This is a genomic window from Pantoea sp. AG702 (assembly GCF_003182295.1).
Taxonomy (GTDB): Bacteria; Pseudomonadota; Gammaproteobacteria; order Enterobacterales; family Enterobacteriaceae; genus Pantoea; species Pantoea ananatis.
Genome location: NZ_QGTU01000005.1, coordinates 119735 through 145972 on the forward strand (window position 1 = coordinate 119735; position 26238 = coordinate 145972).

The window sequence follows — 26238 nt, forward strand, 5'->3', positions numbered from 1 at the left end:
GCGCGCAGGCTTCACTTTTGCCGGTCCTACTCTGCTGGCAGGCTTTCTATTATGGGCAGCGTAATCATGATGTGTAATCCTCCTTCAGGCGGCAGGCTGGCACGGATAGCACCGCCGTGAGCCTCAACGATGGCTTTCGCAATAGACAATCCCAAACCGCTCCCGCCAGAATGACGGGCCCGGGAGGAGTCTGCCCGGGTGAAACGGTCAAAGATAATGCTTAAGAACTGAGGATCGACACCCGGACCATAATCACGAAACTGCAGGGTGATGGCGGAGTCTGAGGCGTGCGCATCAATGGAAATTCGCTTGCCTTCGGCCGCATAGCGCAATGCATTCTCCATTAAAATCGTGATCACCTGACCGAAGCGGAAAGCATCGCCCGTATAAGGCAGCGATGTTGGTGACTGAACATCTATTTCCACCTGCTCAGCCTCCGCCTGTAGCGCCAGCCAGGAAGCCCTTTCCCGCATCAGGTCAGCAAGATTAAACCGGGACAGATTCAGGCTCAGCTGACCGGCATCGGCTAGCGACAGCAGATGGAGCTCGTCTGTCAGCCGGCTCAGTTGCGTCAGCTGCTTCATAATCATGGAAAACTGCCGAGGTTCGGGTTCAAACACGCCGTCCACAATGCCCTGTAGTCGCCCCATGGCCGCGGTTAAGGGCGAGCGGAGTTCATGAGCAATCGCAACATGTGAGGCTTTGAGTTCACGCTCATAGCGCGCCAGCTGCTGGGTCATCAGGTTAAAGTCATCGGTGAACCGCACTAACTCCTGCGGCGCGCCTTTTACCTGACCGACCGAGGTGCTGAATTTTCCCCGTGCGACATCACGCGCCGCGTGCGCCAACTGGCTGAATTGTTTTGCCAGCGGTAAGGCAAAGCGCAATCCCATCACCACAAAAAAGGGAATAATGAAAGCGACCAGCACGGCTACGGTAATCCAGTCCGAAGACGCAATAGAAGGGTCGGAAAAGCCAACGCCCCACCATTGATCGACGATCTGATGAAAGCGAGCCGGATCCTGCTCCGGATGCAGGCGCAGTTGGGAAAACTCTGCCCAGAGTGCGGCGGGCATACGGTAGTAAACCCAGAGTATTTGCAGGGCAAATCTCAGCCACATGCAAAAGGCGATAAGAATCACGCCGCCTAAGCCGAGAATCAGTATGCGGATACAGATCCAGCGCCACATTGAATCGTTGCTGTCTGGCTTCATGGTTGTCTGAACCTGTAACCCACGCTGCGCACTGCGGGTAAAATATTCGTCATCCCTGCGGCCTCAAGCTTGCGGCGGAGATTGTAGACGTGCGTATCAACGACGCGTTCAAGCGCATCACTCTCTGGCAGACAGTTCTCGAGCAAAAACAGTCGGCTGAACGGGCGAGTGGGTGCGCGCATTAAGGTCACCAGAATGGAAAATTCCGTTGGCGTCAGATCGAGTCGGTGAGTGCCTTGTGCATTGTTAACCACCGCGGTCAGGGAGTCAGGATCGACCTCCAGCCCTGCCCAGCAGAGCTTATCATCCGCCACTTTCGCTTGCCGCGCGCGGCGCAGTACGGCCTGAACACGCGCGACCACCTCGCCGGGATGGTAGGGTTTAACGACATAGTCATCTGCGCCATAGCGCAACGCGCCGATTCTGTCTGGCGCGTCTCCCATCGCGGTTACCATAATAACGGGCGTGTCACCGCTGCGTCTGATCGCGGCCAGCACTTCGGTGCCATTCATCACCGGCAGCATGACGTCCAGCAATATCAGGTCAGGTTGCCAACGCCCGACCTGTTCCAGCCCCGTCATGCCGTTACTGGCGACCATCACGTCATAGCCATCACGTTTCAGATAGGCTTCCAGTACGCTGGCGGCATCAGCGTCATCTTCAATAATCAATACGCGTTTTGTTTTCATTTGGGCCACCTTGACCGTTTCTCCATCGTTTCCTGGGCTTTTGTTGACACGCTGTTTTTATACTCCAGCCTGGTCGCGACAATGTCGCCTTCATGACACCACCTGATGAGATCAAGCAAAGTGATAATAACCGGAAAACATGCGCTTCACATGGTCAGTTTAATGCTGACGCTAAGTGCCCTGAATGCCAGGGCAGATGACAGTTCTGCGCCAGAAAACAGCCTGACAGTGGGTTTGGCGGCAAACAATGCACCACGTTACAGCGGGGCGAAACAGCATCACTGGCAAGCCGTTCCGGTTATTCAGTGGCGCGAGGGGCCGATATTTTTTGATTCTCAGAAAGGGATAGGTTACGACTTACAGGCTGAAAACGGCCTTTACCTGGAGCATACACTGGGATTGAGTCTGGGTCGCTCAGACCGTGATTCGTCGTGGCGAGCAGGGGACGACAGCCTGAAAGGCATGGGGAATATCGATCCGGTTGTCAATACCGCCCTGGCTCTCGGCTGGTCGGTAACGCCCTGGTTTATCGTGGAAGGAAAAGCGACGCTTCCGCTAAGCGACAGCCAGGGTGTTCAGTATCAGACATCGGTCACCCTCATTCCATGGCAGACGAAAAGTGACACTGTAGCATTGCAGATAGCAGGACTGTTTGGGGATGCGCGCTATATCAACACGTTTTACGGGGTAAGCAGGGAGCAGCATGTCCGAAGCGGGTACGCCGATTACACCACCCATGGCGGCTTCTATGGGACGGATGCCAGTGTGACATGGAGCCATCAGTTTGCTTCAGGATGGGGAACCAGTTTAATCGGCGATTACAACTGGCTGGATAAAAACGCGGCGGACAGTCCAATTGTCTTCCGCCGCGGGGGGGCCTCCGTGACGGCGGCAATCACCTACTCATTCTGACAGGCCAGACCAACAGGATTGTCTGGCGGCTACGGGCGCTGAGTTCCTGTGAGGGTTAAGCCAACCCCCAAAACAGGTCTGTCAGCGCTTAGCCTTTATGGCATGCAATCCGGTCATAGCCTGTTGGCGATTTCTTTGCGGCTGCTTTGCGCTTTTTGCTGTTGATCTTAGGCAGCCAAATCCTGAACTGCTCAGCCAGCAGTCTCGCCTGTTGTTCATCAACCGTCCGGCAAATAAACAGCTTACTCTTGGTCTGATGCGTCACATCAGTGGCATAAATTTCGTAGCTGCTGCCGCGCTGATCGTATTCGATGTCGGTGAAATGCATGTGTGGCCACAGGCCAGTTCTGACCTCAAATTTGCTCAATTCCATGTTTGTTACCGTTAAGTTATTGCTGTGATTAATGTCGTTATCCCTGGTCGGGCCAGTAAATGTAGAACAAATTAGGATTTGTGCCAGTGCGAGGCAAAATTTTTCCGTATTTTTCAAGAGTGATGTGTAAAATCAAGGTATTACCCTCTAATGCAGACTGGTCTTAAGGAGAAAAAATGATTGTCAGGACATGGCACGGATGCGTTCCGCGAGAACATGCCGAAGGGTTTGCCCGCCATCTACAAAAGACGGGTGTTGAGCACGCCCTGGCGACGCCAGGGAATAAAGCCGCTTTCGTGCATCAGGAAACGCAGGGAGAGTGGCAGCATTTTTTTCTGGCGACGTACTGGGAGGATTTAACTGCAGTGAAAAAGTTTGCGGGTGAAAATTACCACGTCGCCGTGACCTGGCCGGATGATAAGGCCTTTGCCTTAGTCTCTGACCCCTATGTTTTCCAGCATCAGGTGAGCGAAATCGTGCCGCTGTAAATGCTCAATATCGGTGCGCCTGCCGGTTGATGAAATCAGCCGACAGGCTGACAAAAGCGGAGAAGATAGCCGTCGGGGTCCTGAACCAGGAACTCTTTTTGACATTCGACGCGTTCCCCCGTGTCGTAACAATTTTCGCGTAGCGGCCGAAAGAGGGGCGTACTCAATCTGAGCAGACGACTGTAGAGCGTCTCGATGTCCGGAACGTCAATCTGTAAGTTTATTCCTCGTCCCAGAGGATAGGCCATTTCAGCGGTGAGCCAACCGCCTTCGTGTACCTGTTCAATCATTAGCTGTACTTGACCATAACAGAGATAGGCAAAGTCAGGATTCTCGCGCCTGATTCTCACCTTAAAACCGATCGCCTCCACGTAAAAAGCCCAGGATGCCGCAAAATCCGTCACGGCAAGTTCAGGCACCATCGGGTTCCAGTATTGAGTGGCTGAGGTTTCATTGGGACGCATGGTTACGGGTAACACCCTGAATTTCAATAAAATTGTGGTTAAGCGAAATTTTCTGTCGAATAAAGCGGGCCAGACGACTAATAAATAACGCGATTCACCTCTGTGACTTTCCCCGATCGTAGCGATTCTGTCAATTTTGTCCTCAGCCTTTTTTGAACGCCAAACTGTCTTTTTAGTACCTTCACGCAACTGTCAAACATATCTGTTTATTTAATGTGATTAGTCTGGTAAAAGTGAGAAATATCATGTCAATTTGTTAATTTCTCAAGGTGTTTAATGTTTGGTTAAGGTTCCGGGCGTATGATCTGAGACCGGTGTGAAATAAATATTTTTCTAATGTTTTATTTCTCTTGCCAGATTTTTGTGATTTTGCCTGTTTTTTGCCGATTTTGACGACGTTTGATGAACGTTCAATTGCATTTTTCTCACTTTTGCATTTCAAAATTCATCTCAGTTTTTAGAAAAACGGCAAAACAGTTTAAGGATATTACTTGATGGCGTTTCTTCCGTTTTCCCGCCCATCTCTGGGTGAAACTGAACTGTCTGCAGTACGTGATGTGTTTGCATCGGGATGGATTACTACTGGGCCAAAATGTGCAGAACTTGAGCGTGCATTTTGCCAGCTGACCGGAAATCAACACGCTATCGCCGTGACTTCCGCCACCGCCGGTATGCACGTCATGTTGATGGCGCTGGGCATTAAGGCAGGGGATGAGGTTATTACCCCTTCACTGACCTGGGTTTCCACACTCAACATCATCACTTTACTGGGTGCCACACCGGTCATGATCGATATTGACGTCGATAACCTGATGGTCACGCCTGAAGCCATTGAAGCGGCAATCACCCCAAATACCAAAGCGATCATCCCTGTCCACTACGCTGGCGCACCCGCCGATATCGATGCCATTTATGCTATTGGCAAACGCCATGGCATTCCGGTCATCGAAGATGCGGCACATGCGGCCGGCACGTATTACAAGGGCAAGCATGTTGGCGGGCATGGAAATGCTATTTTTTCATTCCACGCTATCAAAAATATGACCTGCGCCGAGGGTGGTCTGGTCGTGACCGACGATGCTGCCCTTGCCGATCGCATCCGTAGCCTCAAATTTCATGGCCTTGGCGTCGATGCCTTTGACAGACAAACCCATGGCCGTCAGCCGCAGGCGGAAGTCATCATGCCCGGCTTTAAATACAACCTGCCTGATATCAGCGCGGCCATTGCGCTGGTCCAACTTGAAAAGTTGCCTGAAATCAACCAGCGCCGCGCGGCCATTGCGCAACGCTATCTGGAGGCGCTGAAAGATACGCCCTTCAAGCCGCTGGTTCCGCCCGCCTGGTCGCACCAGCATGCGTGGCATCTCTTCATCATCCGTGTGGATGAGCAGGCATGTGGTTTCTCTCGCGATGCGCTGATGCAGAAGCTTAAAGAGCAGGATATCGGAACCGGCCTGCATTTCCGCGCGGCCCACACACACAAATATTACCGCGAGCACTATCCGCAATTATCGTTGCCCGCGACTGAGTGGAACAGCGAACGCATTTGTTCGATTCCGCTGTTTCCCGACATGACAGATGATGACGTTGAACGCGTTATCAGCGCACTACGTGAACTGACTGGGGTTTAAATGTTCGACGATAAAGAGATTGAAAAAGTATCGGTAGTGATCCCGGTCTATAACGAGCAGGAAAGTTTACCGGCATTAATTCAGCGCACGAATGATGCCTGTAAAAGTCTTAATCTGGACTATGAGATCCTGTTGGTTGACGACGGGAGCCAGGATGCATCAGCCGTAATGATTGCTGACGCCGCCTCGCTGCCGGACAGCCATATTGTGGCTGTGCTACTTAACCGTAATTATGGCCAGCACTCCGCGATCATGGCGGGCTTCAGTCACGTCAGTGGAGATTTGATTATCACGCTGGATGCAGACTTGCAAAATCCACCTGAAGAGATCCCGCGTCTGGTGGCTGCCGCCCAGGAAGGCTATGACGTTGTGGGCACCGTTCGCCAGAATCGCCAGGACAGCTGGTTCCGCCGTCAGGCATCACGCACCATCAACCAGATGATTCAGCGCGTGACCGGAAAATCGATGGGTGATTATGGTTGCATGCTGCGGGCTTACCGTCGCCACATCATTGATGCCATGCTGAACTGCCACGAGCGCAGCACGTTTATTCCTATTCTGGCGAATACCTTTGCACGACGCACGATCGAATTGCCCGTCACTCATGCTGAACGTGAGCACGGCAGTTCAAAATACAGCTTCATGCGCTTAATCAACCTGATGTATGACCTGGTGACCTGCCTTACCACGACCCCGTTACGCATGCTGAGCGTGCTCGGCAGCCTTATTGCGCTGACTGGTTTTGCCTTCTCCGTGGTGTTGATTCTTCTGCGACTGTGTTTCGGAGCAGCCTGGGCCGGTGATGGCGTCTTCGTGTTATTTGCCGTGCTGTTTATTTTCATCGGCGCGCAGTTTATTGGTATGGGGCTGCTTGGCGAGTATATCGGCCGTATTTACAACGATGTTCGTGCCAGACCTCGCTATTTTATTCAACGTGTTATCAATCCTCAGAAAGACCGTTCTGTACAGGAAACCGAGTAATGAAAACTATCGTCTTCGCTTATCACGACATGGGTTGTGCGGGCATCAATGCGCTGTTAAAAGCGGGCTTTACCATCAGCGCGATCTATACCCATGCCGACACGGCGTCAGAAAATCACTTTTTTGGCTCAGTGGCGCGAATCGCGGCTGAAAATTCTATCCCGGTTTATGCTCCGGATGAAGTTAACCATCCTCTGTGGATCGATCGCATCAAATCGGCTGAACCCGATGTGATTTTCTCTTTCTATTACCGTAACCTGCTGTGCGATCAGATTCTGAACAGTGCGAAGCAGGGTGCCTTTAACCTTCACGGCTCACTGCTGCCAAAATATCGCGGACGCGCACCATTAAACTGGGCGCTGGTCAACGGAGAAACCGAAACCGGTGTCACTTTACACCGCATGGTTAAAAAAGCGGACGCGGGCGATATCATTGCTCAGCAGCGTGTCGCCATCGCCGATGAAGATAACGCACTGACGCTGCACCGCAAGCTGGTTGACTGCGCCAGCGCGCTTCTTGAAAGTGCTTTACCTGCCATGAAACAGGGCAACATCGTTGGCACCCCGCAAAATGAAGCGGACGCCACGGTAGTGGGTCGTCGTACGCCAGAAGATGGCCGGATTAACTGGGCGCTGCCTGCCAGCCAAATTAATAATCTGGTGCGTGCGGTGACCGATCCGTGGCCGGGCGCGTTTGCCTTTGCCGGCACCACCAAATTCGTGGTCTGGAAAGCAAAAGTACTCTCCACCCCGCATAACGTCAGGCCCGGCACCGTGCTGTCTGCAGAGCCATTTGTCGTGGCCTGTGGAGAAGGCGCCCTGGAGATTCAGACCGGCCAGACCGCAAACAGCGTGTACATGAACGGTGTTCAGCTGGCTCAGCATCTGGGCATGGTGAATGGCGCACTGCTTTATTCACAGGCCGTTGCAGCCGTAAAACGCCGTACCCGTGTCTTAATCCTGGGTGTGAACGGATTTATCGGTAACCATCTGACCGAACGTTTGCTGCAGGATGACAATTTCGAAGTCTTTGGTCTGGATATTGGTTCTGATGCGATTAGCCGGTTTGTCGGACATCCACGCTTCCAGTTTGTTGAAGGCGACATCAGTATTCACTCTGAGTGGATTGAGTATCACATCAAAAAATGTGATGTGATCCTGCCCCTGGTGGCCATCGCAACACCGATTGAATATACCCGTAATCCGCTGCGCGTTTTCGAACTGGATTTTGAAGAAAACCTCAAAATTGTTCGCGACTGCGTTAAATACGGCAAACGCATTATCTTCCCCTCGACGTCTGAAGTGTACGGCATGTGTACCGATGCGAATTTCGATGAGGATCACTCAAATCTGGTCGTGGGTCCGATTAACAAACAGCGCTGGATTTATTCCGTTTCCAAGCAACTGCTGGATCGCGTTATCTGGGCTTACGGGGAAAAAGAAGGGCTGCGCTTTACCCTGTTCCGTCCTTTCAACTGGATGGGCCCGCGCTTAGACAACCTGAACGCGGCGCGTATTGGGAGTTCACGTGCGATCACTCAGCTGATCTTAAACCTGGTGGAAGGATCGCCCATCAAGCTGTTTGATGGTGGTCGCCAGAAGCGTTGTTTTACCGATATCAGCGACGGTGTCGAAGCGCTGTTTAAAATTATTGAAAACAAAAACAATAATTGCGACGGACAAATCATCAACATCGGTAACCCGGATAACGAAGCCAGTATCAAAGAGCTGGCTGAGCGTCTGCTGGAAAGCTTTGAACGTCATCCGCTGCGTGCCAGCTTCCCACCGTTTGCCGGCTTCCGCGAAGTGGAGAGCAGCAGCTACTACGGCAAGGGCTATCAGGATGTTGAACACCGTAAGCCATCAATCCGTAATGCTAAACGTCTGCTCGGCTGGACGCCTACCGTGGAAATGAACACCACGATTGATAATACGCTCGACTTCTTCCTGCGTACCGTTGAGCTTCAGGACGACAAGGAATGAGAAAGGTTGGTCTGCGTGTTGATGTAGATACCTGGCGCGGGACAAAACTTGGCGTCCCCGCGCTTCTGGATCTGTTCAATAAACATGATCTCCAGGCGTCGTTTTTCTTTAGTGTCGGACCCGACAACATGGGACGCCATTTATGGCGTCTGATGAAACCACGCTTTCTGTGGAAAATGCTGCGCTCACGCGCAGCATCCCTTTATGGCTGGGACATTCTGTTAGCCGGAACGGCCTGGCCAGGAAAGCGGATCGGGGCAGGGATGAGCGATATCATTCGCTCAACCGCCGATCGCCATGAGGTCGGTCTGCATGCCTGGGATCATTTTGCCTGGCAAACCTGGGCGGGCGTCTGGAAAGCGCCGCAGCTCATTCAACAGATAGCGTTAGGGCGCGACGCACTGGAAGCCATAACAGGACAACCGGTGACCTGCTCAGCGGTGGCCGGATGGCGCGCTGATGGTCGCGTAATCCAGGCAAAAGAAACGTTTGGCTTTCAGTACAACAGCGACTGCCGTGGTACCAGGCCGTTTCGCCCACAGTTAAGAAATGGCGAGCTGGGTACGGTTCAGATCCCTGTCACCTTACCGACATGGGACGAGGTCGTCGGACCCACGCTCAGCGCCGAACGTTTCAACGACTACATTCTGGAAAAAATTCAGGCTGACCAGGGCACGCCGGTTTATACCATCCATGCCGAAGTGGAAGGTATCAGCCAGCTTAGTGCGTTTGATACGTTGTTGCAGCGCGCCCGTGAGCAGGGAATACAGTTTTGCCCGCTGAGCGAACTCTTACCTGCAGACCTCGAAACCTTACCGGTGGGTAAAGTGGTTCGTGGTCATATCGCTGGCCGGGAAGGCTGGTTGGGTTGTGAGAATTTAACAAGGTAAGCACCATGACTGCCACCAAAAAGACCCTATTACTGGTTTCACTTTTTATCCTCTATTATTTAGTCCCTCTGGAGTTCCGTAATCTCTGGCAACCTGACGAAACACGTTATGCCGAAATCAGCCGGGAAATGCTGCAAAACGGTAACTGGATTACGCCGCATTTCTTCGGTCTGCGTTATTTTGAAAAACCGATAGCCGGATACTGGTTCAACACCGTAGGTCAGGCCATTTTTGGCCACAATAACTTTGCGGTCAGAATTGGTTCGGTCTTTTCAACGTTGATGAGCGCAGTGCTGATTTTCTGGCTGGGCTGCCGTATTTTTTCGCAGCGCAGCGTGGCGCTAACGGCCAGCGTGATCTTTTTAACCTCGCTGCTGGTTTACGGCGTCGGAAGTTACGCGGTGCTGGACCCGATGCTGACATTGTGGATGGTGGCCGCCATGTGCAGCTACTGGTATGCCAGTGAGGCACAAACTAACCCGCAAAGGGTCGTGCGTTATCTGCTGTTAGGGCTGGCCTGCGGTATGGGCTTTATGACCAAAGGTTTTCTGGCTCTTGCCGTACCGGTGATAGCGATCCTGCCCTGGGCCATCTGGCACCAGCGTTTCCGCGAGCTGGTTATTTTTGGCCCGCTTGCCATCGTCAGCGCGGCATTAATCAGTGCGCCCTGGGCGATCGCGATTCAGCAGCAGCAACCTGACTTCTGGCATTACTTTTTCTGGGTCGAGCATATTCAGCGTTTTGCAGAAGAGAATGCCCAACACAAAGCGCCTTTCTGGTATTACGTGCCCGTCCTGATCGCCGGTGCGCTTCCCTGGCTGGCGCTGCTGCCTGGCGCATTGCGGTCGGGCTGGCGCGAACGCAAACAGTCTCCCGGTGCGCTTTATCTCCTGAGCTGGGTGGTCATTCCGCTGCTGTTTTTCAGTATCGCAAAGGGCAAACTGCCAACGTATATCCTGCCCTGCTTTGCGCCGTTGGCCTTGCTGATGGCCAGCTATGCCTGGCAAAAAGCCCGCCAGAACACGCGAGTCTTTACCATCAATGCGTGGATAAATATCGTATTCGGTACGGCCTGTATTATTGCGTTATTAGCCGTATTTGCGCCCTGGGGTTTGAGTCATCGACCGCTCTATGGACCGCATCAGTTGCTGGCGCTGTCTATGGCCGTGTTGTCCTTTGCTGGCTGGGCAATTGCGGGGCTTTTCAGCCTGAAATCGCCACAAAGTCGTTGGCTGGCAGCGGCACTAAGCCCGCTGGCTCTGGCACTCTGTGTGGGTTCGGCCATTCCTGAAGGCGTTGAAAACACGAAGCAACCTCAGGTGTTTATTCGCAGCATTGAAAGCAGCCTTGCCAATAGCCGCTACATATTAAGCGATAATTCAGGCGTCTCTTCTGCGATTGCCTGGACGTTGCAGCGTAGCGATATCATTGCATACAGTCAAAAAGGCGAACTGCAATATGGCCTCAGCTTCCCTGATGCGCATTCCTCCTATGTCAGCAGCGAAGATTTCCCGCAGTGGCTTAAGGCACATCGTAAAGCGGGCAATGTCTCATTGATTTTAATGCTGGATCGTGGAGAAGCGACGCCAACAGACTTACCGCCTGCGGATGCTGTTTACCGTAACGGTCGGATGCTTTTGCTGCACTATAACCAGGCTGATGAGTGATGAGTTTGTTGTTGGTCCTGCTGACCAGTCTGCTTACCTGTGCCGGTCAGCTCTGCCAAAAGCAGGCGGCGCGTCAGACCAACCGGGCACGACTTACAGGCTGGCTGGTTGCCAGCCTGGCGCTGCTGGCGCTGGGGATGGTCGTCTGGCTGTTGGTGCTGCAGCGGTTGCCCGTCAGCCTGGCTTATCCAATGCTGAGTATTAATTTCATCCTGGTCGCGCTGGCCGCGCGCTTTGTCTGGCAGGAAAGAATGACCCGCTGGCAGTGGATGGGCACCGTACTGATTGTGGTGGGCGTGGCCATCATAGGGAGTTACGCATGAGAGGCTACCTGCTGGCACTGTGCAGCGTCTTACTGGTGACGCTGGCCCAGCTGATGCTGCGCTGGGCAATGCACCAGTTGCCCGCGCTGCCGATGTTAATAACGCAATACGCGCTTTACTGGCTACCGCTGCTGGTGCTGTGTGGCGGTTTAACGGCGTATGCCTGCTCGATGGTGAGTTGGTTTTTAGCATTGCGCCACCTGCCGCTGAGCCGGGCTTATCCGCTACTGAGCATCAGCTACGTGCTGGTGTGGTTGCTGGCGATCAGCCTTCCGCTGTTTGCAGAGCCGTTCCATGCGGGCGCGATGGCGGGGGTATTTCTGATCCTGGTGGGTTTACTTTGTCTGTGCGTCAAGCCAGGAAAAACGAGCTGAAAGCACGGTTTCGCTCTGAGCCATGTCAGGCAGTTAACGTCTGGCTATGCCGAAAGAGCAGGGGCAGGGTTGGCGAACCGCGTTGATGCGTATCAAACACAAACGCCGGCATTATGCCGGCGTTTTTTATCATCACAGTCAGAACGTTTCCCAGTTACCCTCAGCTGGACTGGGCTGACGAAGAGAGACAGGCGCTTTGGTCACAGATTTTGCTGTGTTGTGGCTAACGGCCATTCCACTCTTGTTCGCGGGCAAACGGAACACGGCGACCGTTTTTTCCAGCTCTTCTGCCTGAGACTCCAGCGAGCTGGCGGCGGCTGAAGACTCTTCAACCAGTGCGGCGTTTTGTTGTGTTGTGGTATCCATTTCTGTCATTGCCTGAGCAATTTGTGATATGCCGCGGTTTTGCTCATCGGAAGCCGCCGCGATTTCGCTCATGATGTCCTTCACCTGCGTGACGGACAAGACTATTTCATCCATCGTCGATCCCGCCTGATCGACCAGCGTGGACCCTTCGTTAACACGATGCAGTGAGTCACGGATCAGCGTCTCGATTTCCTTCGCCGCCACAGAACTGCGCTGCGCAAGATTTCTGACTTCGCCGGCGACAACTGCAAAACCCCGACCTTGCTCGCCCGCCCGTGCCGCTTCAACAGCTGCGTTCAACGCCAGAATATTTGTCTGGAAAGATATTCCATTGATTACGCTGATGATTTCGCCAATTTTACCTGAGCTGGTTGTAATGCCTTGCATGGTGGTGACTACGTTACGAATGATGTCACCGCCCCGTCCGGCATTCGCCGATGCTTCCGTTGCAAGCTGGCTGGCATGGTGCGCGTTTTCAGCATTTTGCTTAACGGTGGAAGTTAATTCTTCCATACTGGCAGCGGTTTGCACCACGGCGGCAGACTGCTGTTCAGTGCGCGATGACAAGTCCATATTACCGGCGGCGATCTCAGAAGAGGCACGCGCCACACTGTTCACTCCGTCGCGCACGTTGGTGATGATGTTTTGCAGACTTTCGTTCATCACGCTGACCGCCTGCATCAACTGGCCCAGTTCGTCGCGCCGCGTGGTTGAAAGCGTGGCGGTAAGGTCGCCTTCAGAGATGCGCTGAGCCACGCTCAACGTTTCTTTCAGCGGTACCGTAATGGCGCGCGTAATACGCCAGGCAACCAACAGGCTGAGCAGGATACACAATGCGGCAACGACGGCGATCTGACGTTCAGCGTTAAGTAGAGCGCTGGTAGATTCAGATGCCTGGTAGTCAAAGAGCTCAGCCACAGATGTATTTAACTTTTCGGCCACTGCACTGAGTTGTGAAGAGGCAGCGGCCTCTGCACCCACGGCAGTCATATAGTCCGTGAAAGCCTGCTTTAATTGCGTCAGATCCGTTTTTTGCGTATTAAGGACCGTCTGGATCTCAGGAATGGCGAGCGCCGAAAGCTGAGTTCGGATCTGCTCAATGGACGTAATATTACCGTAAATTTCGACTTTACTGGCTTCAGTGGGCTTGTCAATAAAGCGCTCGACGTCACCGGCGACCTCCTTCAGTAATGAGGCTAAGCGTAATACCTGCAGCATTACCTCTGGCTGAGCGGGAATATTCACCCCATCAAGACTTTGCCCAAGCGTGAGCAGATCGTTACCCTGAATAACCGCAGAAGCCGCAAAGGTCTTTTTGGAGGCGAGATAGAATGCCTGGCGCAGGGTTTGATAGCTTTGTAACGCGCTCCCCAGAACGTCAAGCTGTTGTTCACCCTGAGCGTTCCAGTCAAATTTCTTTAACGTGTCAAAATGGGCGCTTAATTCGTTGAGTGCGCGGGCGTTGACCTGAGCATACTGCTCGTCTTTCGTGTACTGATACAGTAAACGGTTCATGCGCGCTTTACTGAGTGTATTGACCATGTTGACGGTAACGTCTTGTTTTGCTGAATTCTCTTTAATGCTTTGGAAACCTTTAAAGGCCAGAAGCGCTATCGCGAGGGTCGCAACGATAAGCACGCCAAAACTCAACCCCAGCTTTTTTCCTATTTTCATATCGGAAAACGTACGTGTAATAAACATAATTTCACCCTGACAGGAAGGAAAAAGAAAGCGTGTTTTGCAGCCTGTATTAACCCCACACTGCTTAATGAAACTTATCGACTACCACCATGAAAACTTTAAAGACAATTTGAAATATAAATTCACAACTGTGACATCAGTCTGTTTAAGCGCTGTTTTACGACTTTTTTATGGTTTAGTATTAACAGTTAAGCCCATAATAGTTAGGGGGCGAATAATTTAAGCAGGTTTTTTGCTGACTTTTTTTTTCATTTGAAACCAGAAAAAATATAAAATTTAAAAATCTTTACCAAGAATAAAAGATTTTAAAATCAATAGGTTGGTTGATCTGCCTTCCGGCGGGTATTTATTAACATCTTAAAGATTTGATAATCACCCCTGAAACTTAAATGTGCAGAAAAAATACGTTACTTTCTCTTAACATCGCCAGCTTAGTGATTAACATTCTAGTTATAATTTGTATTAGTTAATTACAGAGATTAAATGATATTTCTATGAAACTCGCTCCCTGAGAGGTACGTTTAATCTGATTAATCTTTTTCAACTATTTGGAAACAGGCTAACCAAACATGCAATATATGACCTTTCTTCTTGCTGCATTAATTTTCTGCGGCTCTGCCGCCGCCGCGCCAGCGTCAGAACCCGTTTCACTACTCTCTCGGGCACTGCATGAGAGAATGCTGTTAATGAAGGATGTTGCAGCCTTCAAAAAAACGCACAATAAGCCGATTGAAGACCTGGCTCGGGAACAGGATGTGTTAGCCGAAGCCAAAGAGAAATCGGCAAAAGCTGGCCTCGATCCACAGTCTGTGACCGCTTTTTTTCAGGGACTGATGGATGCAAGTAAAGCGATTCAGTATCGTTATCTGGCAGACTGGTTGAGTGCTCCGCATGCCGTCCCACCCGCGAAAGATCTGGCAGAGTTGCGCCAGCAGATTAATCTGTTAGACGGACAGATTTTGCAAGCCATCAACCAGCAGCTGTCACAGGGTGGTTTTACCAAAGGCGATTTAGCTCAGCTACATCAGCAGCTAAATGTCCAGCATCTGAGTGATAACGACATCAATAACGTTTTGCTGGGGCTGGAGCACATTCGGCTCAAAAAATAACGGTCCGCCGCGCGCGGCGGAATGCACGTCCAACATCCTTGAACGTCTTCTCATACGTTTGCAACGTGACAGGTTATCTACCTTAACGGGTACCGCAATTTTTACTCTAAGAATCCTTAACTCCCCGAAGCGTCAGCAGGAAGTTGACGCTTCGTAACCCGGCAATTGCGCCTTTCGCGGTGAAAGCACGCTCATCCGGGTTACCTGCGTTTCTTCATTGCTGAAAGCCTGCAGGGCTGTTTAAAGAAAGGTAGGGAATGTCACGATTTATATGGCTGTAGCCGACTACGTCGGGCGTAAGGGGCCGTTCATCATCTGCGCCATCTTTTACGTCCTTTGGCGCCGTCATGCCGCTTAAGCGCCATTCGAAACACGGCTCTCACTGCAGGGGTTAATTCAGATTAAAACGTCCGCTTTGTGCTGTGAGTTCAACCGATAGATGCAACACATTTATTGAACCCTTCTGCGGGTGATTCATAGTCTGGCGTTTTTCTCGGTCTTTCGTTGAGCTGCCTGGCAACACTGTTTAGTCTTTGCTGGCTGTGAACCGATAAGTTAGTTCCCTTTGGAAAATATTGTCTGAGCAACCTGTTCGTGTTTTCATTTCAGCCACATTGCCAGGGGATTGAGGATCGCAGAAGTAAATCTGGATGTCTGCTGCTACAGTAAACCGGGTGTGGCGGGTCATCAGTTCTTAAAGGAGCCTCACCCCTGATTGTTTAGAGCGTTGATACTCTCGGAAGCGCTTAAAAACAGGGCATAAATAACCGTCGCAAGCACTTTTTTTTGACAGTGAGTAAAAAACTGAGGTTTTTAGCAATAATATTTTTTTAGAAAAAGTATGAAAGTGACGCCTTTTTCCAGGGGCAAAATTAAATAATCCTCCCACTTTATGTAACTGCTCACTTGCAGGCAGGTAACAACGAAACAAATCGATTGGAAATTAATCAACTGTGATAGTATGAGTTTCATTCCTCTAAAGGGTAACCACCATGTCTCTTCTCGATTACGCCAGGAAGTTCATGAGTGCTCCGTCCACGGTAGTCTGTCCTGCCTGCGGTTTAAGTTCCTCCCAGCCTGCCTCAAAGATTCGCCTGAAACAGGCTATGCTTTGTCCGGGATGTAAATCTCTCTTTGTCTCTCCACGTTAGCACCTGACTTTCAGATCCGACGATCTTCCCTGTTATACCGTAAAGACCTGGACCTGCAGCTGATAAATCCCTGATGCCTTACGCCCATCCTGAGAGAACGTTTCTGAACTGATTTCTCAACTGCTCCTGCGCGTTAATGTCGCATGAGAGCAAGACTATGAAAATAAATCCTGGGGCATGGTTTCGCCGCGCCCGTATCATGACAAAAGCGCCAGGGCGCGCATCGTTTTCTTCCAATGACCCTATGGGGGAAAACACTCCGCGCCCGGAACTGTTCTCAACGCCTCAGCTTGAGCGTTATGGTCAAAAGCTGGCGCATACGCATAAATTGTCGCCGGACAAGATGCCGTACTACCTGCTAAAACGATTAAGTGATAACGAAGCCGTTATTACACAAAACTGTTACACCCTTAACGCCGGTAAAAAAACCAGCATTATGCCCGCTGGGGAGTGGTTGCTGGACAACTACTACCTGATTGAGGAGCAAATTCGCAACGTCCGCCAGCACTTGCCGACCAGCTTTGGCAAAGGTCTTCCTTCACTCGCGTCTCCGCACCCTTGTCCGCGTATCTATTATATTGCTACCGAGGCGGTTGCGCATGGTGACGGACGCTGGGACACCGCCAGTCTGACCAGCTACATCGGCGCCTACCAGCAGGTCACGCCGCTGACGTTAGGGGAAGTCTGGGCGTTGCCCGGTATGTTGCGACTGGCGCTGATTGAAAATCTGCGTCGGGTCAGTATTGAGGTGGTTCAGGCTCAGCAGGAACGCAGCCTTGCTGACAGCTGGATAACGCGGATGACCGACTGCGCCGAACATGCGCCAGCTGACCTCATTCTGGTGATCGCCGACATGGCGCGTTCCCGGCCGCCACTGAGCAGTGCCTTTGTCGCGGAAATGGTTCGTCGTCTGCACGGGCAGGGGAATGCGCTGGCATTACCCTTGGGCTGGGTAGAACAACGCCTTGCCGAGCAAGGCCTCACAACCGAGTTACTGATCCATCGCTTCAACCAACAGCTTGCGGCCAGTCAACTTTCCGTCAGCAACAGTATTGCCGGGTTACGCCTGCTCAATGAAACCAACTGGGCTGATTTCGCCGAGAACATTAGTGTGGTTGAGCAGACGTTACGTCGCGATCCGGCGGGCATATATTCCTGTATGCATTTTGATACCCGCGATCATTATCGCCATGTGATTGAGATTCTGGCCCGGGAAAGTCAGCTCAGTGAGCCCGACGTGGCAAGCCGCATACTGGCGTTGTCAGCAACAACCCAACCGGGCATGCCCTCTCATCACATTGGATATTATCTGATGGGAGAAGGGCGGCGTCAGTTAGATCACCATTTGTCGGTGGCGAGCTCTGGCCTCAAACGCTTACGGCACAGTCTCAACAGATATCCTCTGTTATCCTGGCTTGGGAGCATGAGCCTGTTAACCACGGCGGCCACCGCCGCAATATTGTATGACACAGCGAGTCTGGGCATGGCCTGGTGGTTGTTACTGCTGGCTTTACCTTTGATTGTGGCGTTGAGTCAGTTGGTCAGCGATATACTCAGTGAAGCGACGACCCGCTTTCGGACTCCCCGACCACTGCCACGAATGGACTTTTCTGACGGGATTCCGGTGACATCCTCCACGCTGGTGGCGATCCCCTGCATGCTGACGAGTCACGCCGGCTTCAGCACGCTCCTCACAAGCCTTGAAGTGTGCTGGCTTGGCAACCAGGACGATAACCTCTGTTTCGCGCTTCTTACCGATTTTGCTGACGCGGCGACTGAAAGTACGGATGAACAACGCGCACTGTTTAGTCAGGCGATGTCAGAAATGCACCGGCTTAACCTGCGCTATCCTTGCCGCCATCAGCGCTTTTATTTGCTCCACCGCTCGCCTGAATGGAATGCATCGCAGGGGATCTGGATGGGTTATGAACGCAAACGGGGCAAGCTGGCGTTGCTGAACAGCTGGTTACGTCATCCAGACACGCAATTTTCCAGCGTTGCGGGCATGCCCGCGAACCGCTTACCCGGACAGATTAAGTATGTCATCACGCTGGACAGCGACACGCTCCTGCCACGTGATACCGCGCATAAGCTAGTCGCAACGATGGCGCATCCGTTGAACAAGCCGGAATACGATCCGCGATGTCAGCGGGTCGTCAAAGGATACGGTATTTTACAACCGGGGCTGGCAGAAGAGATGCCCCGTAACGGTCAGGGCCGCTATGCCGCGATGCGCAGCAGCGTACCGGGTAATAACCCTTATTCCATGATGTCTTCAGATATCTATCAGGATCTGTTTGAAGAAGGCTCCTTCGTCGGCAAGGGAATTTACGACGTGGATATTTTTGTCCAGGCCACGGCCAACACCTGCCCGGAAAATCTGGTGCTCAGTCACGATCTTCTGGAAGGATGCTATGCCCGCGCCGGGCTGCTGAGCGAGGTCTTACTCTACGAGCAGTACCCGAACAACTATCTGTCCGACGTCGCACGCCGTACGCGCTGGATCCGTGGCGACTGGCAACTGCTTAACTGGCTTAAGCTGCGGGTCCGAAAAGCGGATGGGACGCGGGATAAAAACCCATTGTCGGCGCTCTCTCGCTGGAAACTGTTTGATAACCTGCGCCGCAGCCTGGTCGCCCCCGCACTACTGGTGCTGCAGTTTAGCGCGCTGCTGTGGGTGCCGAATCCGGGATACTGGCTGGGCGTTCTGGCCCTGGTCTGGCTGCTGCCTGCTGTGCTCTGTATCCTTATCGATCTTGCCAACAAGCCGCATCGTCGTCCTCTGAGGCAACATCTGGTGCTGGTTACGGCGGGGGCACTGAAGCGACTTTCTCGGATCGGACTCAATTTTATTTTATTGCCCCATGAGGCGGGCTATTCGCTGTATGCGATCGCCGTAACGCTCTGGCGCCTTGGCATCAGCCAGCGCAACCTGACGCAATGGTCCAGCCACAGTCCGGACAGCCTTCAGTCCCAACTTTCTGCCTTTCGTTTTTATCGGGTAATGTGGCTGAATGTGGCTTGTGGTGCGGCACTCACGCTCCTGACGCTGCTACTGGCGCCACAATGGCTGACCCTGGCCCTGATCATCAGCCTGTCATGGTGCCTGGCACCGCTATTATTGAGTGGACTGAGCCGCCCGCCAGCGCGTAAGGCGTTTCTGCCTGACCCGCAACAGAAACGACTTCTGCGTCAGACCAGCAGAGAAATCTGGGCGTTTTTCGAGACCTTCGCGACGGCGCAGGAAAACTGGCTTCCCCCGGACAATTATCAGGAAATCCCGGAGCCAAAAATCGCGCATCGCACGTCACCCACCAATATCGGACTGTCCTTGCTGGCGAACCTTACGGCCTGGGATTTCGGTTATCTCTCTGGCGCGGATGTCCTGCAGCGCATCACGCAGACGCTCGACACGCTGGATAAGATGGAGCATTACCGGGGACATTTGTATAACTGGTATGACACCCGCACGCTTGCGCCACTCAGCCCGCGTTATGTTTCCAGCGTTGACAGCGGCAATATGGCCGGCCACTTACTGACACTGCGCGAAGGGCTGTCAGCCATGCGTCATCAGCCCGTTTTCAACGACGTACGCCTACTGGAGGGGCTGAATGATACTCTGCATGTGCTGGAAAAATATTGGGGCCATAACGCGCCAGCCAGCCTGGGCGTGCTGCGCACGCAGTGCCTTAATGCTGCATCGTTACCTTCAGGGCAGTGGTTAAGCGAACTCGAAAAAATGCAGGTGCACGGCAACGAACTGGCCCGGCTGTCTCAGGAGGAAAGTCGCGTGGTGGTGCGCTGGACGGCGCATCTGGTCAGTCAACTGCAGCAGCTCTGTGATGAATGGACGACGCTGCTTGGCTGGCTACCGGTGACATATCATGCACAGGCCCTGCCTACGCTGAGTGAGCTGGCTGGCGGAATCACCCTTGAAGCGGTTATCGCGCCGGCAGCCGTTATGACCCAGGCCCGGCGGCGACTGGCGATTATCAGCGAACTTGAACAACGTCTCGCCGACCATGCGCGAATGGATTTTACGTTTCTGTATAACACGGCTACCAGCATGCTAAGTGTGGGCTACAACTGCGATACCAACACGCTGGATAAAAGCCACTACGATCTTTTGCCTTCAGAAATCCGCCTGACCAGTTTTGTCGCTATTGCGACGAATCAGCTGCCGCTTAAAAGCTGGTATGCACTTGGCCGACTGTTTACCACCATCGATCGTGAAACTGCCCTGATGTCCTGGAGCGGTTCAATGTTTGAATATCTGATGCCGAATCTGGTGATGCCAACCTGGCACGGCAGTCTGCTGGATGAGATGAGCAAATCTGCGGTAATCAGGCAGATAAACTGGGGCAAAGAGCGTGGCGTGCCGTGGGGCGTCTCTGAGTCTGGCTACCATGCGTTTGATGTTCAACATAATTATCAGTATCAGGCATTTGGCGTACCCGGCCTTGGTCTCCGGCGCGGACTCGCCGACGATATGGTGGTAGCCCCTTATGCCACGCTGCTGGCGCTGTTGGTTTCACCGCAAAAGGCCTGCGACAATCTGCTCAGGCTGCAGGAAAACGGCGCGCGCGGCGAATATGGTTTTTATGAAGCGTTGGACTATACGCCATCGCGACTGGCAACCGGGCAGCTTTTCCTGGTTGTTCAATCCTGGATGGCGCACCATCAGGGCATGGCTTTCCAGGCGCTGGGGCATCTGCTGCTTGATGCCCCTATGGCCGGGCGATTCATGTCGAGTCCGGCGTTCAGATCGGCCAGCCTGCTGTTACAGGAGCGCGTACCCGATGAGGTTGAACTCTACAGCCCGCGTCGTCATTTTGAGTCCCATGAGGGAAGAATTAAGCCTGTGCGCTATGAACCGCGAATCTTCACGCATGCGGATACGCCGACCCCCGAGATACAATTATTGTCCAACGGGCATTACCATCTAATGATAACGCCAGGCGGTGGGGGATACAGTCGCTGGAACAACATCGCATTGACACGCTGGCGCAGCGACAGCACCCGTGATAACTGGGGAACGTTCTGCTATATCCGGGATCCGCTCACTGACGAGGTGTGGAGCAATACCTGTCACCCTCTGGGGGCCAGTGCGGACATCAGCGATGAAATCATCTTTACCGATGCGGGGGCCGAGTTCAGGCGCGTGCTCGGCTCGCTCAGCGTGAAAACCCGGGTTGTGGTCTCACCGGAAGATGACATCGAACTGCGTCGTGTCACCCTGATGCATCGAGGCCGAAGCCCACGAACACTCGAGCTGACGACCTATGCTGAAGTGGTGCTTGCCTCGGACATCAGCGATCAGGCACACCCGGCGTTCAGCAACCTGTTTATTCAGACGGAAGCCGATCCCAGGCATGATGCCGTTTTGTGCCACCGGCGTGCACGCTCGCCGGATGAACAGAGCCCGTATCTGTTTCATATGATGGTGGTGCATGGCGATTGTTCAGAGAACGTTTCATTCGACACCGACAGAGCGGGATTCATCGGCAGGGGTAAAAGCCCGGCTGATGCCCAGGCGGTCAGCATGAACGGGCCGCTCAGTAACACGTCCGGCGCCGTGCTGGATCCGATACTGTCGATACGCCACGCGATTACACTCCAGCCCGGACAGCCGGTGACCATTGATATCGTTTTTGGCGTCAGCGAAAACCGTCAGCAAAGCCTCGCGCTGATGGAAAAATACCGCGATCATCCTATTGCCGATCGCGTGTTTGAACTGGCCTGGTCCCACAGTCTGGTTGTGTTACGGCAGATGAATGCCAGCGAAGATGACGCAACTTTGTTCAACCGCCTCGCCAGCGCGGTACTTTATCCCTGTCAGGAACTGCGCGGTGACGAACAGGCCATTAGCCGAAACCGACGTGGTCAGTCGGGCCTGTGGGGTTGGGGGATCTCAGGTGATTTGCCGATTGTGCTGATCAGCCTGACCAGCGAGGAAAAAATTGCTTCTGTCACCACGCTGATTCAGGCACATCGCTACTGGCGACTGAAAGGGCTGGAGGTGGATCTGGTGATTCTTAATAACAGCCCTGGAGGCTACCAGCAGGCGCTGCAGACGCAGATTATGGATTTAATCTATGCCGGTTCTGAAGCCAGCCTGTTAGATAAACCCGGGGGGATTTTTGTCCGTAACGGTGAGCATTTGTCTGCCGAAGACAAGCAGTTGCTGATGAGCGTGGCCTGTCTGAGCCTGGACGATCGCGCTGACGGCATCAATGAACAACTTAACCAGCGTATTCACGCAACAAAAAAACGCGTCAGGCCTTTTGTGCCCTCGGTGACGTCAGAGAGCAATCATCACGCCGACTGGATACCGGAAACTCACCTGTTGCGCCATTTCAATGGATACGGTGGCTTTTCTCAGGATGGTCGCGAGTATCAGATCCTGCTGAGAGAAAACCAACCGACGCCAGCGCCCTGGTCAAACGTGCTGGCAAACGAGAACTTTGGCAGCGTGATTTCTGAAGCAGGCCAGGCCTACAGCTGGTTCGAAAATGCGCACGAATATCGCTTAACGCCGTGGGAAAACGATCCGGTAAGCGATCGTAGCGGGGAGGCATTCTATCTGCGTGATGAAGAAAGCGGCGCATGCTGGTCACCCATGACCCTGCCCGTGCGCGGTCAGGGCGATTATCTTACCCGCCACGGTTTTGGTTACAGCGTGTTTGCCCACCGTGAAAATGGACTGGACAGCGAACTGACAGTCCTGGTGGACGAGCAGGCGCCGGTTAAGCTTGCAATACTGAAGCTCAGCAACCATTCGGGCCGTACACGCAAATTGTCTGTCACCGGCTACGTGGAATGGACACTTGGGGCAACGCGCAACCACTCTGCTGCACATATCATCACGCATTCGCCCGGCCTCGCGGGGGGAAGTGCGGTCATGGCCAATAACTTCTACGGTGCTAATGGCGGGGAACGCACCGCCTTTTTCGCCGTTAACGATCCTCAGAGTACGGTAACGGGCGACCGCCGCGAGTTTATCGGGCGTAATGGTTCACTGCGCGCCCCGGCCGCCATGACGCTTCGCAGACTCTCGGGTAAAACGGGAGCCGGGCTTGATCCCTGTGCCGCGTTACAGTCGACAACCTCCCTTATTGACGGTGACCAGAAAACCTATGTTTTTGTCCTCGGCGTGGCCGATAACCCGGCACAGGCACAGGAAACGCTTGCCCGTTTTCTGCATGAGGATAATGCGCGTCAGGCGCTGAATCAGGTTCACCATTTCTGGCACAACGTGCTTGATAAGGTCGTTGTGCAGACGCCCGACAGCAGCGTTGATTTGCTGGTAAACGGCTGGCTGCTGTACCAGACATTAGCCTGTCGCATCATGGCGCGCAGCGGCTACTATCAGTCCGGTGGGGCATTTGGTTTCCGCGATCAGTTGCAGGATACGCTGGCGCTGAGCCACGTTGCACCGGAGCGACTGCGCAGCCAGATCCTGCTGTGTGCCTCACGGCAGTTTATTGAGGGGGATGTGCAACACTGGTGGCATCCTCCGCAGGGTAATGGCGTGCGAACCCGCTGTTCGGATGACTACCTGTGGCTTCCGCTTGCGGCTTGTCACTATGTGGATACAACGGGAGATACTGGCGTGCTGGCGCAGCAGATTCCCTATCTTGAAGGGCGTCCGCTCAAGCCCGGCGAAGAATCAGTTTATGATACGCCGGTTATCAGCCACCTCGAAGAGACGTTGTGGCAGCACTGCGTAAAAGCGATTGAGCGGGGGCTAAACTTCGGCCAGCACGGCCTGCCGCTAATGGGGGCAGGTGACTGGAATGACGGGATGAATCTGGTCGGTATTGAAGGCAAAGGTGAAAGCGTCTGGCTCGGCTTTTTCCTCTACGATATTTTGCAACGCTTTGCGGCGCTGGCTGAACAGCGCCAGGATGAACGCGTGGCAGCATTGTGCTATTCAGAAGCGCTGAGCCTGCAAAAAAATCTCGAATCTTACGCCTGGGATGGTGCATGGTATCTCCGCGGCTACTTTGACGATGGTACGCCGCTGGGGACAAGAGAATCGCAGGCGTGCTGGATCGATGCGATTGCACAAAGCTGGTCCGTTTTGTCCGGCGCAGCTGATCCAGTGCGCAGTGCGCAGGCTATGCAGTCACTCGACAGCTATCTGGTGGATAACGATGCAGGATTGATCAAGTTGCTAACGCCACCGTTTGATGGTCATGGTCCTAATCCCGGTTACATACAGGGTTATCTTCCGGGTGTGAGGGAAAACGGCGGGCAGTACACGCATGGCGCCATCTGGGCGGTCATGGCGTTTGCCCGGATGGGACAAAAAGCGCGAGCGTGGCAACTATGGTCAATGATCAATCCGGTAAACCACACGCTGCAGACTGAAGGCGTTAACATCTACAAGGCGGAGCCCTATGTGATGAGTGCAGATGTATACAGCGTTGCACCTCATACCGGCCGTGCCGGGTGGAGCTGGTACACCGGTTCCGCAGGCTGGGCCTACCGTCTGGTGACTGAAGAGTTACTCGGAATAAAACGGCACGGAGAGACGCTGGTTATTCGCACTCACTTACCTGATGACTGGCCTTCGATCAGCCTGACCTATCAACACGGGGGCAGTCAGTATTACATTAGGATTTCTCGTCACGACGGTGAACCTCGAGTGACTATGGATGGCACGCTCCTGCCGGATGACAGCATTCCTTTGCGGGATGATGGACAAAATCACAATGTCGATATTATTCAGCGCTGACCGTCCGCTCTGTGCCAGAAGCGGACCTTATAAACACTAAGGTTCGATCGTTTAGGGGCAGTCTATGGAGAGTTATTATAGTGAGAACTCATCACGACCGAAGAAGATCGTAACAGATTCAGCCCCCTTGAGAGCGCAACATATAAATCAGTTGTGGACAATCCATCCGAGGCGTTCAGGCAGAGGCCAGCGCATGACTTCGCCGGTCTCTTCCTGAAAGGCAAGCATCAATATCTGTCCAGTAAAGTCTGCATGTTCTTTGGGACCAGAGGGGCACTCGCCCAGCAAATTGCTGACATGGGCTGCTACTGAAAATATGTTATTTCTCCAGGAGGATAAAAGTTGCGAGGGTGAACGAACCGAAGGTCAGGGACGTCTGCGACTGGACATACGTCCCTAACCAGCAGTGTCGCTTGGTTAATACAGAAAATGCTCGGTAAGCCGGTCGCCAAAAAGCATGATGCCGAGCCCGGTCAGCATGACCAACACGCCGCCCATCTTGATGAGCGAAACCGGCTGTCTTATGGTGCCCAACAGACCAAAATGGTCGATCACCTGTGATGAGAGCAACTGTCCGACAATCGCCAACCCGAGCGGGGCTGAAAAACCGATTTTTGGTGCAAGTACCACATAGCTGAATAACGCACAGGCACCGATCTGTCCGCTCGCCAGACTCCACAGAGGCTGTGAAGGGATGGCAGCAAGGGCGGTGAAAACCCCTCCACGTAGCAGCGAGTAAACGCCGAGGCTCAACGCCGAGGCCGTGAAGGAAAATAACGCGGCGGTGACCGGGTCGCCCCCGAGCCCTTTTGCAAGCTGACTGTTCAATGTTGTCTGCAGGGTAATACCCAGACCTGCTGCAAAAGCCAGTACGTAATAAATCGCGCTCATGCTGTTCATCTCAGTTAGTTTGCCTGCACCAGCGGCAGGAATTTTTCCGCAAAGATGTCTGGCTCATACCCTGCTGCCGAAAAAAGGTATTCACGTGATTCATCAATGGCTGCGCGAAGGCGTTCACTGTCCACACCCGCTTTCCCGGCTAACGCCGTCTGAAATGCAGAATGGAGGTCGGAGGTAAAAAACACCAGATGGCGGGGTGTAAAGGTATTGATCCCGTCGAACATAAATTCAAACACCTTGCCGGTTTCAGGGCTAAGGAGGCCGCTGAAAGGATAGCGCTGGC

Annotated in this window: 19 protein-coding genes and 1 pseudogene; 12 read left to right on the plus strand and 8 right to left on the minus strand. The window is 53.2% G+C overall.

The window, feature by feature from the left end; translation table 11 throughout:
- Positions 1-26: 26 nt before the first annotated feature.
- Positions 27-1214, minus strand: a complete 1188-nt coding sequence (locus tag DFO57_RS15140; protein WP_064374351.1) for a cell wall metabolism sensor histidine kinase WalK — start codon at positions 1212-1214, stop codon at positions 27-29.
- Positions 1211-1903 (minus strand): response regulator, encoded by a 693-nt coding sequence (locus DFO57_RS15145; protein WP_064374350.1) that lies wholly within the window; start codon positions 1901-1903, stop codon positions 1211-1213. The genes DFO57_RS15140 and DFO57_RS15145 overlap by 4 nt, the downstream gene beginning before the upstream one ends.
- Before the next feature lie 105 nt (positions 1904-2008).
- On the opposite strand from DFO57_RS15145, the gene DFO57_RS15150 reads away from it, so the two are divergent.
- Positions 2009-2815 carry a MipA/OmpV family protein gene (locus DFO57_RS15150; protein ID WP_081091697.1) on the plus strand — a complete coding sequence of 269 codons (807 nt, stop codon included), beginning with the start codon at positions 2009-2011 and terminating at the stop codon, positions 2813-2815.
- A gap of 88 nt (positions 2816-2903) precedes the next feature.
- Here DFO57_RS15150 and DFO57_RS15155 read toward each other — a convergent pair whose 3' ends face one another.
- Complete coding sequence (locus DFO57_RS15155) at positions 2904-3305, minus strand: hypothetical protein (RefSeq protein ID WP_227008748.1); 402 nt, start codon at positions 3303-3305, stop codon at positions 2904-2906.
- Positions 3306-3364: 59 nt separating this feature from the next.
- On the opposite strand from DFO57_RS15155, the gene DFO57_RS15160 reads away from it, so the two are divergent.
- Positions 3365-3676: a hypothetical protein gene (locus DFO57_RS15160; protein ID WP_014333098.1), complete on the plus strand. Its 312-nt coding sequence runs from the start codon at positions 3365-3367 to the stop codon at positions 3674-3676.
- Positions 3677-3711: 35 nt separating this feature from the next.
- Here the strand turns inward: DFO57_RS15160 and DFO57_RS15165 are convergent, their stop codons facing one another.
- On the minus strand, positions 3712-4098 hold the full coding sequence (locus DFO57_RS15165; protein WP_014604616.1) for a VOC family protein: 387 nt from the start codon (positions 4096-4098) through the stop codon (positions 3712-3714).
- 536 nt (positions 4099-4634) lie between these two features.
- On the opposite strand from DFO57_RS15165, the gene arnB reads away from it, so the two are divergent.
- Genes arnB through arnF form a run of 7 tightly spaced genes read left to right on the plus strand, consistent with a single transcriptional unit; the run spans position 4635 to position 11988 of the window.
- Entirely contained in the window at positions 4635-5771 is a 1137-nt protein-coding gene (gene arnB, locus DFO57_RS15170) for a UDP-4-amino-4-deoxy-L-arabinose aminotransferase (RefSeq protein ID WP_014333101.1), read from the plus strand.
- Positions 5772-6752, plus strand: a complete 981-nt coding sequence (gene arnC, locus DFO57_RS15175; protein WP_013027836.1) for an undecaprenyl-phosphate 4-deoxy-4-formamido-L-arabinose transferase — start codon at positions 5772-5774, stop codon at positions 6750-6752.
- Positions 6752-8734, plus strand: a complete 1983-nt coding sequence (gene arnA / locus DFO57_RS15180; protein WP_019105840.1) for a bifunctional UDP-4-amino-4-deoxy-L-arabinose formyltransferase/UDP-glucuronic acid oxidase ArnA — start codon at positions 6752-6754, stop codon at positions 8732-8734. The genes arnC and arnA overlap by 1 nt, the downstream gene beginning before the upstream one ends.
- Positions 8731-9624 (plus strand): 4-deoxy-4-formamido-L-arabinose-phosphoundecaprenol deformylase, encoded by an 894-nt coding sequence (gene arnD, locus DFO57_RS15185; protein WP_013027838.1) that lies wholly within the window; start codon positions 8731-8733, stop codon positions 9622-9624. Before arnA ends, arnD begins: the two co-directional genes overlap by 4 nt.
- Positions 9625-9629: 5 nt before the next feature.
- Positions 9630-11291, plus strand: a complete 1662-nt coding sequence (arnT, locus tag DFO57_RS15190; RefSeq protein ID WP_110015488.1) for a lipid IV(A) 4-amino-4-deoxy-L-arabinosyltransferase — start codon at positions 9630-9632, stop codon at positions 11289-11291.
- Positions 11291-11614 (plus strand): 4-amino-4-deoxy-L-arabinose-phosphoundecaprenol flippase subunit ArnE, encoded by a 324-nt coding sequence (arnE, locus tag DFO57_RS15195; protein WP_014333104.1) that lies wholly within the window; start codon positions 11291-11293, stop codon positions 11612-11614. Before arnT ends, arnE begins: the two co-directional genes overlap by 1 nt.
- Positions 11611-11988, plus strand: a complete 378-nt coding sequence (gene arnF, locus DFO57_RS15200) for a 4-amino-4-deoxy-L-arabinose-phosphoundecaprenol flippase subunit ArnF (protein ID WP_013027841.1) — start codon at positions 11611-11613, stop codon at positions 11986-11988. Before arnE ends, arnF begins: the two co-directional genes overlap by 4 nt.
- A 138-nt stretch (positions 11989-12126) precedes the next feature.
- On the opposite strand, the gene DFO57_RS15205 is transcribed toward arnF, so the two are convergent.
- Positions 12127-14055, minus strand: a complete 1929-nt coding sequence (locus DFO57_RS15205) for a methyl-accepting chemotaxis protein (RefSeq protein WP_110015489.1) — start codon at positions 14053-14055, stop codon at positions 12127-12129.
- A gap of 569 nt (positions 14056-14624) precedes the next feature.
- Here DFO57_RS15205 and DFO57_RS15210 point away from each other — a divergent pair.
- A complete protein-coding gene (locus DFO57_RS15210; RefSeq protein ID WP_013027843.1) occupies positions 14625-15164 on the plus strand; it encodes a chorismate mutase in 540 nt (179 codons plus the stop codon).
- A 428-nt stretch (positions 15165-15592) separates the two neighbouring features.
- Here DFO57_RS15210 and DFO57_RS15215 read toward each other — a convergent pair.
- Positions 15593-15852 (minus strand): annotated as a pseudogene (locus DFO57_RS15215) (IS30 family transposase); the annotation flags it as partial.
- 304 nt (positions 15853-16156) lie between these two features.
- Between DFO57_RS15215 and DFO57_RS22910 the strand changes: the two are divergent.
- Complete coding sequence (locus DFO57_RS22910; protein ID WP_217267919.1) at positions 16157-16315, plus strand: YnfU family zinc-binding protein; 159 nt, start codon at positions 16157-16159, stop codon at positions 16313-16315.
- Between the two features lie 157 nt (positions 16316-16472).
- Positions 16473-25055, plus strand: a complete 8583-nt coding sequence (locus DFO57_RS15220; RefSeq protein ID WP_110015490.1) for a GH36-type glycosyl hydrolase domain-containing protein — start codon at positions 16473-16475, stop codon at positions 25053-25055.
- 417 nt (positions 25056-25472) lie between these two features.
- Here the strand turns inward: DFO57_RS15220 and DFO57_RS15230 are convergent, their stop codons facing one another.
- Both DFO57_RS15230 and DFO57_RS15235 read right to left on the minus strand, forming a co-directional pair.
- Complete coding sequence (locus DFO57_RS15230) at positions 25473-25946, minus strand: DMT family transporter (RefSeq protein ID WP_029569538.1); 474 nt, start codon at positions 25944-25946, stop codon at positions 25473-25475.
- A 14-nt stretch (positions 25947-25960) separates the two neighbouring features.
- Positions 25961-26179, minus strand: a complete 219-nt coding sequence (locus DFO57_RS15235; protein ID WP_014604621.1) for a hypothetical protein — start codon at positions 26177-26179, stop codon at positions 25961-25963.
- Between the last annotated feature and the right edge of the window lie 59 nt (positions 26180-26238).

Bases quoted from the DNA above. Each gene is read 5' to 3' on its own strand.
- DFO57_RS15140 (WP_064374351.1), bottom strand. From the start codon at position 1,214: ATGAAGCCAGACAGCAACGATTCAATGTGGCGCTGGATCTGTATCCGC.
- DFO57_RS15145 (WP_064374350.1), bottom strand. From the start codon at position 1,903: ATGAAAACAAAACGCGTATTGATTATTGAAGATGACGCTGATGCCGCC.
- DFO57_RS15150 (WP_081091697.1), top strand. From the start codon at position 2,009: ATGAGATCAAGCAAAGTGATAATAACCGGAAAACATGCGCTTCACATG.
- DFO57_RS15160 (WP_014333098.1), top strand. From the start codon at position 3,365: ATGATTGTCAGGACATGGCACGGATGCGTTCCGCGAGAACATGCCGAA.
- DFO57_RS15165 (WP_014604616.1), bottom strand. From the start codon at position 4,098: ATGGTGCCTGAACTTGCCGTGACGGATTTTGCGGCATCCTGGGCTTTT.
- arnB (WP_014333101.1), top strand. From the start codon at position 4,635: ATGGCGTTTCTTCCGTTTTCCCGCCCATCTCTGGGTGAAACTGAACTG.
- arnC (WP_013027836.1), top strand. From the start codon at position 5,772: ATGTTCGACGATAAAGAGATTGAAAAAGTATCGGTAGTGATCCCGGTC.
- arnA (WP_019105840.1), top strand. From the start codon at position 6,752: ATGAAAACTATCGTCTTCGCTTATCACGACATGGGTTGTGCGGGCATC.
- arnD (WP_013027838.1), top strand. From the start codon at position 8,731: ATGAGAAAGGTTGGTCTGCGTGTTGATGTAGATACCTGGCGCGGGACA.
- arnT (WP_110015488.1), top strand. From the start codon at position 9,630: ATGACTGCCACCAAAAAGACCCTATTACTGGTTTCACTTTTTATCCTC.
- arnE (WP_014333104.1), top strand. From the start codon at position 11,291: ATGAGTTTGTTGTTGGTCCTGCTGACCAGTCTGCTTACCTGTGCCGGT.
- arnF (WP_013027841.1), top strand. From the start codon at position 11,611: ATGAGAGGCTACCTGCTGGCACTGTGCAGCGTCTTACTGGTGACGCTG.
- DFO57_RS15205 (WP_110015489.1), bottom strand. From the start codon at position 14,055: ATGTTTATTACACGTACGTTTTCCGATATGAAAATAGGAAAAAAGCTG.
- DFO57_RS15210 (WP_013027843.1), top strand. From the start codon at position 14,625: ATGCAATATATGACCTTTCTTCTTGCTGCATTAATTTTCTGCGGCTCT.
- DFO57_RS22910 (WP_217267919.1), top strand. From the start codon at position 16,157: ATGTCTCTTCTCGATTACGCCAGGAAGTTCATGAGTGCTCCGTCCACG.
- DFO57_RS15220 (WP_110015490.1), top strand. From the start codon at position 16,473: ATGAAAATAAATCCTGGGGCATGGTTTCGCCGCGCCCGTATCATGACA.
- DFO57_RS15230 (WP_029569538.1), bottom strand. From the start codon at position 25,946: ATGAGCGCGATTTATTACGTACTGGCTTTTGCAGCAGGTCTGGGTATT.
- DFO57_RS15235 (WP_014604621.1), bottom strand. From the start codon at position 26,179: ATGTTCGACGGGATCAATACCTTTACACCCCGCCATCTGGTGTTTTTT.